The organism is Candidatus Egerieousia sp. (genome assembly GCF_056211015.1).
This window is the reverse complement of the sequence record NZ_JBAELF010000043.1, coordinates 1-14,687: the sequence shown is the minus strand read 5'-3', so window position 1 is coordinate 14,687 and position 14,687 is coordinate 1. Positions and strand designations below refer to the sequence as shown.

Sequence of the window (14,687 nt, the reverse complement as noted above, 5' to 3'; positions counted from 1 at the left end):
CGCAGAAGAACACAGACAAGTACGCAATATCATCCGCTGGAACCGGATAGGTTGTATCGTGGTCAAAATGTCGGAGCGCTTCCACATTTCTATGACAGATGCACTGGACATCTTCTATAAGAGCAACACCTGCCGGCGTTTCCATGACGAGAAAACCGGCCTCTACCTTTATGGTGACAACTATATTGTGGAGGAATTAGTCCGAGAGTACCAACGATAGCAACGAATGATGTGGTTTAATTGGGGGCATGTGTGCAAAAACCGATTTTTCCATAGTTGTCTTCCCAACTCGCCAAAAATCACGACACAAAAGAGTTAGCTATTGAAAATCAATAAGTTAGCTCTTAATTCCGTGCCTCAGGCGGGAATCGAAGATATGGAAACTGGAGATTTCAACATTTTTGCCCCTAATCACGTAAAATGGCGTTCTAGTGCGTTCTATGTGGGATTTGACAGGGTTTTCAAGGCTTCTCAAAAGTTCAATTCCAACCAGGGTCATTCAAAATAATTCAGCTAACCCAACTTTCCATCCCGAAAATATTTTCAAAAAAGTTACCCCTTGCAGAAGTGCGTAGAATGCACATTCTGTTTTTAAGGTCCTCGTAAGTGATTGATTCCCAATCCGGGGTTAAAATGTAGTGCCCGATGACTACTAAATCACCGGAAGCAAGGGCAATGGCTCCTGTGGATCAATAATGGAATCATCGTAAGTCGCCAAAATCTCGCCAAAAATTGAGATACAAAAAGAGAATATCAAATAGTTAGCTCTTGATTCCGTGCCTCGGGCGGGAAGTGAGGTGTCAGTCCAGGAGGTCCTTGACGTTGTAGAGCGGGCGGCGTTTGACTTCGGCGTAGATTTTGCCAATGTAAATGCCTACTATGCCCAGTGCAAGCAGTATGACTCCTCCTACGAACCACACACTGAGAATGAGGGAAGCCCATCCCTGTACGGCGGTATGGACTATCAGGGAGTAGAGTACATAGCAGGCTATGACAAGACTTATGAGGATGAAGATGATGCCGGCGCTTACCATCAGGGCCAGCGGTTTGGTGCTGAATGAGGTTATTCCGTCCATCGCCAGGTTGAGCATCTTGTTTAGGGTGTATTTGGAAACTCCGGCCTGCCTTTCGGAGATCACGTCTTCAACCGTTGTTGAATTGAATCCTATGAGAGGAATCATACCTCTGAGGTAAAGGTTCCTTTCAGGATAGTTCGCAAGCGCCTGAAGCACCCTGCGGCTGAGAAATCTGAAATCCGCATGGTTGTAAACCATATCAACGCCCATTCCTTTCTGGAGCTTGTAGAATGTTTCTGCGCTCTTGCGTTTGAGGAAGCTGTCGGCAGTGCGGCTCACCTTTACTCCGTAAACGACATCGTAACCGTTTGCATGGGCATCAATCATCTTTTCAATGCAGTTGAGGTCATCCTGCAGATCGGCGTCAATAGTTACAATGCCGTCAGCCCATTCCCTGGCGGTCATCATTCCGGCCATGATTGCACACTGGTGACCTACGTTGTGAGCAAGGTTCAACCCTTTGATGAACGGTTTGGAGCCGTGCAGCTGCTCTATTATGCTCCAGGTGGAGTCCTTTGACCCATCGTTTACGAACAGTACGAAACTGTCCTTGGATATCTTGCCTTTGCCTATGAGGTCATTGAAAAGATCTTCCAATCTTCGGGTGCTGTGGACAAGAACCTCCGCCTCATTGTAACACGGTGAAACTATTCCTAATTTAATCATGGTTGCTCTTTTTTCAGTTCCTCGATTTTCTTTATGGAGTATTCGGTATAGGTGCAGAAGGATTCCCCTCTTGCCTTGAGCATTTCAATCAGGTTCTCCAGCCTCCGGCACATTGCCATGCCGCTGTTGTTCCTTATTATGAAAGGCATTCTGAGCTGTGGGTTTTGCTTGAGATCAAAAAATTCCCATGGGTGGAAATAGGTCACAAAGCAGTCGGAGCCCTTCAGAACCCATTTGACAAGCAGATGATACAATCTTTCAGGAAGGTTGTGAAGAGCCAGCCAGAACAGAGGGAAACGCACGATTGGAGTGACGGATGCAGGTATCTGGAGAACGCCGTCTTTCAGAAAAGGCTTCCTTGGCGTTGTAAGGTGCATATATCTGCCGGGTATGAATGCCGGATTCAGTGATGAGTTATATATATAGCCGTTTGTGGCTATGTCTTCATAGCTTACCGGGAACATTCTCGGCTGTCTGTAACCTCTGATTTCAATTCCAAGTTCTTCCTTTATTATCTGCTTGACCTGAGAAACGTCGCTTGACTTCGGACTCCAATGGTCAACGCCATGTCCAGCTATCTCGTGTCCGCCTTCAATGATTCTCTGCATGATATGCGGAGCCTTCCGTACGAAGTTTCCGGTGCAGAAGAAGGTGGCTTTCACACCGGTCCTGTCAAGCACATCAAGTATCCTGGTTGTGCCTGCAATTGAAACTTCCATACCCTCATCTAGGGTGAAATCTACACCGTGTTCCTTTGGAACATCGAATTCTTCCGTATCAAAGCTCAACAATATCATGCAGAAATCATTTTTTTTGATCAGTCAACAACAACTCTCTTGATTCTCCTTGCAACCGATGTGAACACCTCGTATGGAATGGTATCCAGAATGGATGCAAGCTCATTTGCGTGCGGTTTGTCACCGAATATGGTAACTGTGTCACCAACCTTTGCGTCAACTCCTGTAATGTCAATCATGCACATATCCATGCAGATGTTGCCGATTGTAGGGCAGAGCTTGCCGTTCACAAAAAACTTTGCATTGCCTCTTCCAAGGTGGCGGTTGATGCCGTCTGCATATCCGAGAGGGAGGGTTGCAATAACGGTCTTTCCTTCCGGATGAAGTCTTCCCCAACGGCCGTATCCAACAGTTCCGTCTGTTATTTCAAGCTCTTTTATCTGGAGAATCTTGCATTTGAGTGAAGCGGCAGGTTTAAGCGCCTTGTCATCCACGAAACTTATGCCGTAGATTCCTACGCCAAGACGGCACATGTCCATCTGATATTCCGTGAACCTTTCCTGTCCTGCTGAATTCAGGATGTGGTGTATCGGTTTGTAATCAAGGATGGCATCAATCTGTGGAGCCATCTTCTGGTAAAGCTTTATCTGGCTCAATGTGAACTCATCCCATTCAGGCATATCGGCTACGCAAAGATGCGAGTAGATTGATTGAACTTTTACATTCCTGTTGGCCTTGAGGTTATCAATGAGAGCCGGGAGGTCCTTTTCCATGAAGCCGAGACGATGCATTCCGGTGTCGAGCTTGATGTGAACAGGATAGTCCGTTACGTTCATTTCCTTGAGGACATTGGTGAAGAACTCAAGGCTGTAGAGGTTAGGAATGCCCGGTTCGAGCCTGTTCTCAACCATTTCCCTGTAGTAGTCGGTTCCGGTTGTGAGCACGAGGATAGGAATCTTGATGCCGCCCTGTCTGAGCTCTATGCCTTCCCAAGGGTGGGCAACGGCAAAGTAATCCGCTCCTTCCTTCTCCATTATCCTGGCAAATTCAACAGCACCGTGACCGTATGCGTTGGCTTTGATAAGGATGAGAAGTTTTGTCTCCGGTTTGAGCTTGCTTCTGAAGTATCTGTAATTGTGAACGCAGTTCCTGTAGCTGATCTCAAGCTGCGCAAATGTGTTTGTTGCTTCCATTTCTTTATTTTTTTGAAACTTTAAACCTAAGAAATTTATAAGGGACAAATATACAAAAAAAATAGCCTGCAGGTCATAGGACTTGCAGGCTTTGTTCTCCTGTTATCAAAGGAAACTTATTTGCTGGCCTCAACTGATACTTTTCTGAACTCCTTCATGAGTTTTGAAAGGTTCAAAGCGGCTTTTCTTGCCCTTGTACCTGCTGCTTTATTTCCTTTTACGAGCTGTGCATCAGCGTTTACTGTGAAATTCTCGATTTCAACTTTGATCTGATCGATAAGTTCTTTCATAACTATAAGATTTGAGGTTTTATTTACGAATTCAAAGTTATATAATAAAATCTATTAAACAAACAAATTTAAGTAAAAACTTTTACTAATTATTTAATTCTCAACTTCTTTCCGGGGTAAATCCTGGATTTTACAGTGAGATTGTTCAGCTTGAGAAGCCTGTTCAGCGTGGTTCCGTTCCTGTGGGCAATCTTGGAGAGAGTATCGCCTTTTCTCACAGTATAGTATACCGGAGCATCGCTGCTGGCTGATTGTGTGTTTGCAGATGATGAGACTTTGTCATTGTTTGACGATGCCCTGGCACTCTTCTTTGAATCGCCTCCGTTCTTGTAAATGTGGAGTCTCTGACCTATTCTGAGTTTCCTGCTGCTCTTCAAATGGTTCCAGGACATTATCTGTGAGGTTGTAACACCGTATCTTCTTGCAATCCTGCCCAATGTTTCACCTTTCTTTACCTTGTGTACAATGGAACGGCCCTCAGACATGGCTCTTTCGTCCTGCAACCTTGCGTATACAATAGGATTGAAATAGATGGAGTCCTTGTATGTGTATATGTCTTTTTCGTGGTCAACGAAAGTTGCTGTGTACTGGTGAGGAATTGTAAGCACGTAAGGCTTCTCATTTCCCGGGATTATGTCCTTTATATATTGAGGGTTGAGAAGACGGAGAGTCTCCATTGGAACTCCAACCACTTCTGAAATCTGTCCGAAATGCAGGTTCTTCTTTATCTCGAATGTGTCAACCTGAGGAGGCAGGGAGTAAGGTGCGTTAGGTGTTATGTTATAGTCCTTGTAATATTTGAGAAGGTACAGCGCACCAACGAAAGCCGGAACATAGCCACGTGTCTCTCTTGGAAGGTATCTGTAAAGATCCCAGAAATGGGTGGAACCTCCGCATCTCCTGATGGCCTTGAGCACATTGCCGGAGCCGCAGTTGTAGGATGAAATGGCCAGCGCCCAGTCTCCGAACACAATATATGAATCTCTCAGATATCTTGCGGCTGCGTCACAGGCCTTGATAGGATCGAGGCGTTCGTCAACGTAGGAGTTCATTGTAAGGCCATACATTCTGCCAGTGCTGTACATGAACTGCCACATGCCCATGGCCCTTGCCCTTGATCTTGCCACCGGGTTGAAGCCTGATTCAATGATTGCCATTGCCTTGAGTTCCTTTGGCAGACCGTACTTGTCAAAGATTTCCTCGAATATAGGGAGGTAGTATTCACCAAGAGCCAGTACCTTTGCACTGAATGTAGGCATCTTTTCCGTATACAGGATGATATGGTTCCTTACTATTTCATTGTACGGAATCGGAATGTACGAATTCAGTTTCTTTATCTTGCGGATGTAAACGGAATCGGGTATGCTTGACTGGTATATTACTGAGTCTGCTTCGAGCATATCGCTTGTGAGAGTCCTTCTGCGGCTGTACCACTGTGCCAGCAGGGAATCAATGTTCTCCCCCGGGTTGGGGTTCTCGAAGAATTCCGAGTCCATGCTGTTCAGCTCGCCAGGATTGAGAGAGTCGGTCTGAACCTCCTCCTCCGTTGAATCGCTTACAATGAGCATGAGTGAATCAACCATATATCTCAAACGGTCAACTTCAAGCTGCAGTTCCTTTCTGGTAAGCCTTTTCTGCCTCCTGTCCGCTGCGTTGGAACTGATAGCACCTGTAAGAAGAACAAGAACAAGTGAGATAATGATTACCGGGTTCCTTTTCATGTCTCTTTGCTTTTAGAATGTTATACCCAATGTGAATCCGATTGCGGGTTCAACGGGAGCAACACTTGGTTTTGATACATTTATTGTTGTGGCAGGCGCACCTCCGTCACCCTGTACGGATACTTCGGTGTTCTGCATGTTGTTGTCTATTACGCTCGGGGCCATTGTTATCCCCATGTCATCGGAGATGTCAAAGCTGCTCATGTGGGCGAACACGTTGGCATCTATTATGGTGAGTATGTAAACAAGGGCTGTTCCAAGGATTGAATAGTCCCTGTAGCGCCTGTGCTTGTCCCTGTACCAGATAAGGTCCTTCTGGCTGAGCGAACCGTGATATTCCTCAGGATGAAGAAGATAGTTCCTGTACCTGCTGTACTGCTGCTGGTTGGTTGCCCAGAAATAGGCGGTTGCGGCAAAGCCGGCGTAGAAGACAGGTATTTTCCAGTAGTCTCCGTTGGCGGCCTGTCCCCATCCCGGTAGAAGTGCGGAATAAATCGTATGTCTGGCAGGCAGAGGCTTGACATCGCTCTTATAGCATACGACTCCGTCAAGCACTGAAGCAAAGTATGTTGCCACCGCACCTATTACAAAAGGTGTGCGGTTCTCCTTGCTGGCAATGGCTCCTCCTATGCATCCTCCAAGCAATCCGTAGATTACTGGAATCTTCCACTTCTGTTTGTTATAATACTGTGCGGTTCCAGGCATCAGCAGTGAACCGAAGAACATATGCTGAATCTTCAGCGAATCCTGTATTGCCAGACCATGGAAGTAGTCGCCGATAGTGAAGGTGGGGCCTTCATCGCCGCGCGTGTATGTGGTGTCGTTCTGGGGGTAGCCGTTGTTGTCAACATTGCTGCCGGGTACTCCGTTGGTGGTGAAAGTGCCCTCCGAGAGGTTGTGCTGTGCGTAAACTGTGGCGTACGAGGCGCAGAGCAGGGCAATGGAGAATGCCATCGCTGTGAAAAATGGTGAGATATGTACTTTGCGTCCGTATGCCATGTCCTATAGTCCTGCCTCCTCCAATGCTGCTAAAAACTGGCTTACCTGCGAATCGGAGGCAAAACTGATGGTGAAGCTGCCTTTTCCGTTCCTGTTGCGGCTCACCGTAACATTATTGTTGAAGAATCTGCCAAGAGTGTCAACTACCTTGAAATAGTATTCAGGCAGATCTGTGGATTCAGCCGCATTTGTAGGGGAACTGTCCTTTGATGCACGCTTGAGCTGTCTTTCGCTTATTTTCTTGATCATTGCCTCAACGGCTCTCACTGAAAGCCCCTTTTCAATTATTGCGTTGGCCATCTTCAACTGGTCCTTCTCCTTCTCAAGGCTGAGAATGCATTTGGCGTGGCCCATGCTCAGCTTGTCCTGGCGAAGAGCCAGCTGAACAGGTGCCGGAAGCCTGAGCAGGCGCAGATAATTGGCTACGCTCGCCCTCTTCTTGCCAACCCTCACCGCCATTTCCTCCTGCGTGAGCTTGCATTCGTCAATGAGTCTTTGGAATGAAATGGCTATCTCTATTGCATCGAGGTTCTCGCGCTGTATGTTCTCTACAATTGCCATCTCCAGCATGCCGTTGTCATCGGTTTTCCTGATATAGGCAGGTATTTCCTTCAGACCGGCCATCCTTGAAGCGCGCCAGCGTCTCTCTCCGCTTATTATCTGATATTTTCCACCGGCGATGGGACGTAAGGTCACCGGCTGGATCAGACCCATCAGCTCAATTGAGGAAGCCAGCTCTTCAAGAGCCTGCTCGTTGAACTCGGTACGAGGCTGGAATGGATTGACCTCAATGAGGTCTATGTCTATCAGACATACAGAAGTAGGAGTGGCCTGTGCGGAGGGAGCTGCATTCGGCTGCTTCTGCGCTTGCAAATTCTTTGGTATGAGTGCGTCCAAGCCTCTACCAAGACCTGTTGGTATCTTTGGCATAATGGTCCTTTCCTTTATTTGACTGCTTGATTCTTTGATAAAACTTCCTTGGCAAGGTTCAGGTAGTTGTTGGCTCCGGTTGACATGGCATCGTAAAGGATTACAGGTTTGCCATGGCTCGGCGCCTCCGAAAGCCTTACATTCCTTGATATCATTGTATTGAAAACCATTGCACCGAAATGCTTCTTGACATCCTCAACCACCTGGTTGGCGGATTTGAGAATGCCATTGTACATTGTGAGAAGGAAGCCCTCTATCTCAAGCGAAGGGTTGAGCCTTGACTGAACAATCTGCAAGGTGTTGAGAAGCTTGCCCAGGCCTTCCAGCGCAAAATACTCGCACTGAACAGGTATTATCACTGAATCCGCTGCTGTGAGCGAGTTCACTGTAATGAGGCCGAGTGAAGGTGAACAGTCAATTATGATGTAATCATACTGTTCCTTCAGGCTTGCAACGGCATTTTTCAATATCATTTCCCTTTCATCCATCTGAAGCATCTCAATCTCGGCTCCAACAAGGTTTATGTGTGAAGGCGCAAGTTTGAGCTTTGCTATTTCGGAATCAAGGATTATTTCTTCAAGAGTTTTCTTTCCAATGAGTACTTCGTACAAGGTTGCTCCGTCTTCGGAATCCGGATTGAAGTTGAGACCGGATGTGCTGTTTGCCTGAGGATCGGCATCAATGAGGAGAACTTTGTTTTCAAGAACGGCAAGGCTGGCAGCCAGATTTATTGCTGTAGTTGTTTTCCCCACTCCACCTTTCTGATTGGCTATAGCTATTGTCTTTCCCATAATTTTCAAAATTTAAACGAATCCTGATAAGGATAATGTAATTTGCAAAAATAACAAATCCTTTTTAATGCCCGTAGTTTTTGTTAATTTTGTATTCAAAAGTTATAAACAGATGGAAGAATCACGTTGGATGGTGATAGTCAATCCCAAGGCCGGCAGCGGCCGGGGACTCAAGGACTGGCCTGCAATCTCAAACAGAATGTACGCCAGCGGCCTGAACTTCACCTGCCTGTTCACTGAACACAAATATCATGCCATAGAGCTCACCGTGAAGGCCATAAATGACGGATTCAGACATATTGTGGCCATAGGCGGTGATGGAACCGTCCACGAGGTCGTGAACGGTATATTCATACAGAAAGCCGTTCAAACAACCGACATATACCTTGCGGTGATACCAACCGGCACGGGCAATGACTGGATAAGGATGTTCGGCATAAGCAAGACATACTCGGAGGCGGTTGAATCGCTGGTGGAAAGGAAGACCGTGATACAGGATGTGGCAAAGGTGGGGTTCTACGAAACAATGGTTGACCATATAAGGTACATGGCCAATGTTGCAGGTCTCGGATATGACGCCATAGTGAACCTGAAGTACAACAAGCTCAAGGATAACGGCAAGTACGGTAAATGGCTTTATATCAGAAGCACGCTTGCAACTTTTGCCACATACAGTTCAAAGCATTTCAGAATTTATGCCGACGGAAAGCTCTTTTATGACGGTCCGGTCTTCTCCGGAGCGGTTGGTATAGGAAAATACAATGGAGGCGGTATGAAGCAGACCCCTCAGGCAAAGGTTGACGACGGGCTCATGGACCTCACCATAATAAGGAAGATGAGCAAGCTGAAGATAATCAGGAATTTCCGCCTGCTCTATTCGGGCTCCATATACGATGTCCCTAACGTTCTGTTCACCCAGGCAAAGAGAATAGAGATTGAGACAAATCCGAGCACCAGGATAGAGATAGACGGTGAGGCTGTGGGGGAGTCCCCGTTCACCTTCGAGCTGGTCCCGGGAAGCATAAGGGTTGTCATAGGACCTCATTTCAAAATTGAAGAATAAGAAAACGTACATATTATGAAGAAAAGGATTGTGTTGTTCCTGCTGTCGATTCTGGCTGTATGTTCTCTGGCCAGCGCACAGGATGTTTCAAAAAAGGATATGCTTGCAAAACTGTATCAGGCTGCGCAGGCGGAAGGGTTGAGGATTGTTTCTGCGGACACCACTCTGCAGGTCTCACCAAAACTGGAGGACCTGTACAGTTACAAGATTCTCCTGATGCTGGAGCAGCCGATTGACCACAACAATCCTGCACTCGGCACTTTCGAGCAGCAGGTGGTGCTCATGCACGTGAACTGCACCAGTCCTATGGTTCAGGTGACCGAAGGCTACACAGGCCGCGGAGCGGCTCCCGGTTACAACAACGAACTGTCAACAATGTTCAGGACCAATATGGTTGAGGTGGAACACAGATACTTCGGCAGGTCCGTGCCACATATTGCCAAGTTCAAGCTGAAGGACAGCACGGATGCAATGTGGAAGGCCGAGGACAGCACTCCTGTGAGTATGGAGAATCTCAATTGGGATTATATGACCGCAAAGCAGGCTGCGGCCGACCATCACAATGTTAACAGACTTCTCAAGCATATCTATACTGGCAAATGGATTGCCACGGGAATAAGCAAGGGCGGTCAGACAGCAATGTTCTACACTGCGTACTACCCTCAGGACATGGACATCTCGGTTCCTTATGTAGGCCCTGTGTGCCGCGCCGTGAATGACGGGAGACATCAGCCTTTCCTCAAGGATCAGGTTGCAACCGAAAAGGACAGAAGCATAATATATGAATTCCAGAAAGCAGTTCTGAACCGTCGCCAGTCAATGGAGAAACTTCTTGAAGCCAAGGCGGCCAAGGAGCACTGGGAGTTCAAGGTTCCTGTAAGCGAGGTGCTGGATATGACTGTCCTGGAATTTCCTTTTGCCTTCTGGCAGTGGGGCCGCAAGACCAGGACCATCCCTTCATTGGAGAATCTCACCGATGAAGCCATGTTCGATTACCTGCAGATGGTTGCCGGAAGCGATTATTTCGCAAAGGACAAGCAGAGTTCCCCATTCTATGTTCAGGCCGTGAAGGAACTTGGTTACTACGGATACGACACCGAGCCTTTCAAGGGACTCCTTTCAATAAAGGACGCCGATGATTATATGAAAAGAATTATGCTTCCTACAACTCAGGAATTCAAGTTTGATTCTTACCTTTGCAATGACATAAATGCTTTCCTTGAGAAAACCGGCAACAGGATGATGTTCATATACGGTCTCTGGGACCCTTGGAGCAGTGTGATGCCACAGGCACCGGTTGTGAACGAGCAGCTCAAGGCAAAGGGGGAGGGCAGACAGTCAATGGTCCTGTATATCAATACACAGGAGCAGGGCCACCGGGCACGAATATTGAATCTGCCTGCAGCCGACATGACTCAGGCAATCATCACTCTTGGAGAGTGGCTGGGAATAAGCGCCAGATAAAACGCGAACAAGATTGAACTTATGGAAAATTACATTGTATCCGCCAGAAAGTACAGACCGCAGAGCTTCTCAACGCTCATAGGACAGGATTCCATTGCAGCCACGCTCAAGAATTCCATCCAGAGGGGCCAGCTTGCCCATGCATATCTGTTCTGCGGCCCGAGAGGAGTAGGCAAGACGACATCGGCCAGGATTTTTGCCAAGATAATCAACTGCTCGAATCCGGGTGAGAACATGGAGCCTTGCGGTGAGTGTGAGAGCTGCAGGTCCTTTGCCGAAGGACGCTCGTACTGCATCCATGAACTTGACGCAGCCTCCAACAACTCCGTCGATGACATAAGGGAACTTACCGACAAGGTCCAGATTCCACCGCAGACAGGCAGATACAGCGTTTACATAATAGATGAGGTTCACATGCTTTCACAGGCTGCGTTCAACGCCTTCCTCAAGACTCTTGAGGAACCGCCTGAGTATGCAATCTTCATTCTTGCAACAACCGAGAAGCACAAGATACTTCCAACCATCCTCAGCCGTTGCCAGACATACGACTTCAACCGTATAGGAATTGAGGACATAGTACGCAATCTCAAGGACATAGCTGCAAAGGAAGGCGTTACAATAGATGACGAGAGCATGCACGTGATTGCCACCAAGGCCGATGGCGCAATGCGCGACGCACTCACGCTTTTTGACCAGACCGTTGCCTTCTGCGGAAGCAGCATAACATACTCACAGGTCATTAAGAACCTCAACGTACTTGACTACGACTACTATTTCAATATAATACGAAGCAGCCTCGGCGGCCAGTATGCAAAGAGCCTTCTGCTGTTTGACGAAGTGCTTGCCAAAGGCTTCAACGCACAATATTTCGTAAGCGGCCTTTCCAGCCATATAAGGAACCTCCTCGTTTGCAAGGACAGCTCAACAAGCAGGCTTCTTGAGACTTCACAGGCGATAGCTGCGAAATATATGGAGCAGGCTTCCCTGTGCAGCGTGAAGTACCTCTTTGATGCCCTCACCCTCACCACCAAATGCGAGGCCGAGTACAAGAACAGCCCGAGCCAGCGCCTTCTGGTTGAGTTCCTTCTTGTGAAACTCGCCAGCCTGGCGGCACCTCTTCCTGAATCCAGGCTCAATGTTCCACCCGTAACAGTCCCAGTCCCAGCACCAGCACCAGCACCAGCACCAGCTGAGTCTAACGCTCAGACCTATGCGCCGGCCCCTGCGCCTGCAGCCTCAAAGCCTGTTGCAGTACCTGCGCCTGTTCAGACAGCTGAGCCGGTTGTTGTACCGGTGGTTCCTGTACCGGTTGTTTCACAGCCGGCACCTGCACCGGAGCCTGAGAAAGCTTCATCTGAGCCAGCGCCTGTCCAGGCACCTGCACCGGAGTCTGTAAAACCGGAACCAAAGAAAGCAAGCATTGGAATGTCAATCACAAATATGCTTGGAAGCATGATGGATGAAGAGGAGCAGCAGGAACAGGAGAAGGTCAGGGAAGCTGAACATATCAGTCCGATTACGGCTGAGAGCCTTGCTAAAGCCTGGGTGAAGATGACCGAGGATGCGCAGGTTGCAAAATATCCGAATCTCGTAGCGGCAATAAAGTCAACAAGCGCCCTGATGAAGGAAGATGGCACAACAATTGTATTCCCTGTAACCAACAGCGCACAGAAATCATGGATTGAGAAGAAGATACTGCTTACGCTGGAGAGCATACTCAGGGAACTGCTTGACAATTTCAATCTCAAGCTGCTTGTTGAAATGCAGGCACCGGCGTTGGAATCAAAGCCAAGGGCACCTTATATGCCTGTGGAGAAGGATGTCCATCTGCAGAGAGAGTTCCCGGAATATGCACAATTGAAAAAGGAACTGGACCTTGATCTGAAATAAAGGAATATGAGACTATATACACAGAATCTTGTAAAGAAATACGGAATGCGCACCGTTGTGAAAGGTGCGTCAATAGAAGTTGAACAAGGCGAAATAGTTGGTCTGCTCGGACCTAACGGAGCAGGCAAGACCACCAGCTTCTATATGATAACCGGACTCATCAAACCGAATTCCGGAAGGATTTTCCTGGATGATGAGGAACTTACCGACCTGCCTATGTACCAGCGTTCGCAGAAAGGAGTGGGCTATCTTGCACAGGAGGCTTCCGTATTCAGAAAGATGACGGTGGAGGATAACATTATGTCGGTGATGCAGCTGGCAAAGCATATCTCACCGGAACAGCGTGTGGAGAAACTGGAGAGCCTTATAGCTGAGTTCGGTTTGCAGAAAGTGAGGAAAAGTTACGGTATCCAGCTTTCAGGCGGTGAGAGAAGACGCTGCGAGATAGCCAGGGCGCTGGCAATCGACCCTAAGTTCATTCTTCTTGACGAACCGTTTGCCGGAGTTGACCCTATTGCCGTTGAGGATATCCAGCATATCATTGCCAAACTCAAGAAGAAGAACATTGGCATAGTAATCACAGACCACAATGTTCACGAAACACTGGCAATCACGGACCGTGCATATCTTCTTTATGAAGGATCCATACTCGTAAGCGGCACTCCTGAGGAACTTGCCAACAACCCCGAGGTGCGCAAGCGCTATCTCGGTCAGAACTTCGAGTTGCGGAAGGCCGTTCTCCACGAACGCTCGGAGGATAATTAGTTCTGGTACGCAAGCACCCCTGCCTAATGCGTTTCAATAGAGGCTCATTGAGAACCACCCACCTGAAAATGGCCTCCCGTTCTCACACGTCCTGTCCTGACTGTTGTAGAATGACTGTCTATGAGTACCGTAAGGATTTGATGGTTGGAACTATGTCGTGAACGCGGAGAATGTCCGCTCCGAGTTCCGCAGCTTTAATATCTGCCTTGACACTTGCCTCCAGAGATTGCTCAGGAGTTATTCCAAGCGGTTTGTATATCATTGATTTTCTTGATATCCCCACAAGAATTCTTTTTCCGCTGCTTTGCTTGAGCTCAGGGATGGCGTTGAACAGCTCCCAGTTCTGTTCAATTGTCTTTGCAAAACCGAATCCCGGGTCAATGATGAAGTCCCTGATTCCGTATGCAAGAGCTTTCTTTTCAAAATCTGCGAAATATTGTTTCACTTCGTTTACAACACCGTTCGGATAATCGCAAAGAGTCTGCATTGTCTGCGGTGTGCCCTTGATATGCATGGCAATGTAAGGGAACTGGTATTTCCCCACGAATTCCAGCATATTGCTTTCCGGGGAGGATTCACTGCGTGGGAATGACCCCGGCTTGGCAAATGATTTTTTTCTGGAGGCGTTGCAGGTGGAAACAAAGCCGGTGCCGGCGGAAATATCGTTTATTATGAAACTGTCGCCAAGCAGGGATGCGGCCCTTTCAACAATTTCCGAGCGGAAAGTGTCTATTGAAATGCTGTTTGGAGGCAGCCCGAAGTTCTTGATCACTTCAAGGGGCTCACGTAGCCTGCTCCATTCCTCAGCAGCGCTGGCAAAAAGAGCTCCTGGTCGGGAAGATACAGCTCCCAGGTCAACTATGTCGGCCCCGTCTCTGAGCATGGTCTCAAGTCTATGCCCGAATGCGGAACCCGGGCAACGGCTGCCGCTGTAGAATGAATCATCGTTGAGGTTGATGATTCCCATTATCTTCACCTTCCTGTCCATAGTGTCTGTGTTTCCTGATATTGTGCGAATGTAGCTAATTTTTCCTTTTTATTTGAAATGAAACCCTCATGACATAATTTGTAGTCGCCAAAGTTCATGAAAAGGGTTGACGCC

Annotated in this window: 13 protein-coding genes; 4 read left to right on the top strand and 9 right to left on the bottom strand. The window is 47.7% G+C overall.

The window, feature by feature from the left end; translation table 11 throughout:
• Positions 1 to 800 precede the first annotated feature (800 nt).
• The 8 genes from AC06L3_RS03445 to AC06L3_RS03410 all read right to left on the bottom strand — a co-directional run bounded on the left by AC06L3_RS03445 (position 801) and on the right by AC06L3_RS03410 (position 8,403).
• On the bottom strand, positions 801 to 1,742 hold the full coding sequence (locus AC06L3_RS03445) for a glycosyltransferase family 2 protein (RefSeq protein ID WP_475669224.1): 942 nt from the start codon (positions 1,740 to 1,742) through the stop codon (positions 801 to 803).
• Complete coding sequence (locus AC06L3_RS03440) at positions 1,739 to 2,539, bottom strand: polysaccharide deacetylase family protein (protein WP_475669223.1); 801 nt, start codon at positions 2,537 to 2,539, stop codon at positions 1,739 to 1,741. The genes AC06L3_RS03445 and AC06L3_RS03440 overlap by 4 nt, the downstream gene beginning before the upstream one ends.
• A gap of 20 nt (positions 2,540 to 2,559) precedes the next feature.
• Positions 2,560 to 3,672, bottom strand: a complete 1,113-nt coding sequence (alr, locus tag AC06L3_RS03435) for an alanine racemase (protein ID WP_475669222.1) — start codon at positions 3,670 to 3,672, stop codon at positions 2,560 to 2,562.
• Positions 3,673 to 3,788: 116 nt separating this feature from the next.
• Positions 3,789 to 3,962 carry a histone H1 gene (locus AC06L3_RS03430; RefSeq protein WP_475669221.1) on the bottom strand — a complete coding sequence of 58 codons (174 nt, stop codon included), beginning with the start codon at positions 3,960 to 3,962 and terminating at the stop codon, positions 3,789 to 3,791.
• 89 nt (positions 3,963 to 4,051) lie between these two features.
• Positions 4,052 to 5,683, bottom strand: a complete 1,632-nt coding sequence (locus AC06L3_RS03425; RefSeq protein WP_475669220.1) for a LysM peptidoglycan-binding domain-containing protein — start codon at positions 5,681 to 5,683, stop codon at positions 4,052 to 4,054.
• A 12-nt stretch (positions 5,684 to 5,695) separates the two neighbouring features.
• Entirely contained in the window at positions 5,696 to 6,682 is a 987-nt protein-coding gene (locus tag AC06L3_RS03420; protein WP_475669219.1) for a DUF5683 domain-containing protein, read from the bottom strand.
• Between the two features lie 3 nt (positions 6,683 to 6,685).
• A complete protein-coding gene (locus tag AC06L3_RS03415) occupies positions 6,686 to 7,612 on the bottom strand; it encodes a ParB/RepB/Spo0J family partition protein (RefSeq protein ID WP_475669218.1) in 927 nt (308 codons plus the stop codon).
• Between the two features lie 14 nt (positions 7,613 to 7,626).
• Entirely contained in the window at positions 7,627 to 8,403 is a 777-nt protein-coding gene (locus tag AC06L3_RS03410; RefSeq protein WP_475669217.1) for a ParA family protein, read from the bottom strand.
• A gap of 112 nt (positions 8,404 to 8,515) precedes the next feature.
• On the opposite strand from AC06L3_RS03410, the gene AC06L3_RS03405 reads away from it, so the two are divergent.
• The 4 genes from AC06L3_RS03405 to lptB are packed head-to-tail and all read left to right on the top strand — an operon-like array spanning position 8,516 to position 13,585.
• A complete protein-coding gene (locus tag AC06L3_RS03405) occupies positions 8,516 to 9,466 on the top strand; it encodes a diacylglycerol/lipid kinase family protein (RefSeq protein WP_475669216.1) in 951 nt (316 codons plus the stop codon).
• 15 nt (positions 9,467 to 9,481) lie between these two features.
• Positions 9,482 to 10,930: a S28 family serine protease gene (locus AC06L3_RS03400; protein ID WP_475669215.1), complete on the top strand. Its 1,449-nt coding sequence runs from the start codon at positions 9,482 to 9,484 to the stop codon at positions 10,928 to 10,930.
• Positions 10,931 to 10,951: 21 nt separating this feature from the next.
• Positions 10,952 to 12,820 (top strand): DNA polymerase III subunit gamma/tau, encoded by a 1,869-nt coding sequence (locus tag AC06L3_RS03395; protein ID WP_475669214.1) that lies wholly within the window; start codon positions 10,952 to 10,954, stop codon positions 12,818 to 12,820.
• A gap of 6 nt (positions 12,821 to 12,826) precedes the next feature.
• Positions 12,827 to 13,585 (top strand): LPS export ABC transporter ATP-binding protein, encoded by a 759-nt coding sequence (gene lptB / locus AC06L3_RS03390; RefSeq protein WP_475669213.1) that lies wholly within the window; start codon positions 12,827 to 12,829, stop codon positions 13,583 to 13,585.
• A 118-nt stretch (positions 13,586 to 13,703) separates the two neighbouring features.
• Here the strand turns inward: lptB and AC06L3_RS03385 are convergent, their stop codons facing one another.
• On the bottom strand, positions 13,704 to 14,573 hold the full coding sequence (locus AC06L3_RS03385; protein WP_475669212.1) for a dihydropteroate synthase: 870 nt from the start codon (positions 14,571 to 14,573) through the stop codon (positions 13,704 to 13,706).
• Positions 14,574 to 14,687 lie beyond the last annotated feature (114 nt).

Excerpts from the sequence above, each read along its gene's own strand:
- AC06L3_RS03445 (WP_475669224.1), bottom strand. The coding sequence starts at position 1,742 with ATGATTAAATTAGGAATAGTTTCACCGTGTTACAATGAGGCGGAGGTT.
- AC06L3_RS03400 (WP_475669215.1), top strand. The coding sequence starts at position 9,482 with ATGAAGAAAAGGATTGTGTTGTTCCTGCTGTCGATTCTGGCTGTATGT.
- AC06L3_RS03415 (WP_475669218.1), bottom strand. The coding sequence starts at position 7,612 with ATGCCAAAGATACCAACAGGTCTTGGTAGAGGCTTGGACGCACTCATA.
- alr (WP_475669222.1), bottom strand. The coding sequence starts at position 3,672 with ATGGAAGCAACAAACACATTTGCGCAGCTTGAGATCAGCTACAGGAAC.
- lptB (WP_475669213.1), top strand. The coding sequence starts at position 12,827 with ATGAGACTATATACACAGAATCTTGTAAAGAAATACGGAATGCGCACC.
- AC06L3_RS03410 (WP_475669217.1), bottom strand. The coding sequence starts at position 8,403 with ATGGGAAAGACAATAGCTATAGCCAATCAGAAAGGTGGAGTGGGGAAA.
- AC06L3_RS03425 (WP_475669220.1), bottom strand. The coding sequence starts at position 5,683 with ATGAAAAGGAACCCGGTAATCATTATCTCACTTGTTCTTGTTCTTCTT.
- AC06L3_RS03405 (WP_475669216.1), top strand. The coding sequence starts at position 8,516 with ATGGAAGAATCACGTTGGATGGTGATAGTCAATCCCAAGGCCGGCAGC.
- AC06L3_RS03385 (WP_475669212.1), bottom strand. The coding sequence starts at position 14,573 with ATGGACAGGAAGGTGAAGATAATGGGAATCATCAACCTCAACGATGAT.
- AC06L3_RS03430 (WP_475669221.1), bottom strand. The coding sequence starts at position 3,962 with ATGAAAGAACTTATCGATCAGATCAAAGTTGAAATCGAGAATTTCACA.
- AC06L3_RS03440 (WP_475669223.1), bottom strand. The coding sequence starts at position 2,539 with ATGATATTGTTGAGCTTTGATACGGAAGAATTCGATGTTCCAAAGGAA.
- AC06L3_RS03395 (WP_475669214.1), top strand. The coding sequence starts at position 10,952 with ATGGAAAATTACATTGTATCCGCCAGAAAGTACAGACCGCAGAGCTTC.
- AC06L3_RS03420 (WP_475669219.1), bottom strand. The coding sequence starts at position 6,682 with ATGGCATACGGACGCAAAGTACATATCTCACCATTTTTCACAGCGATG.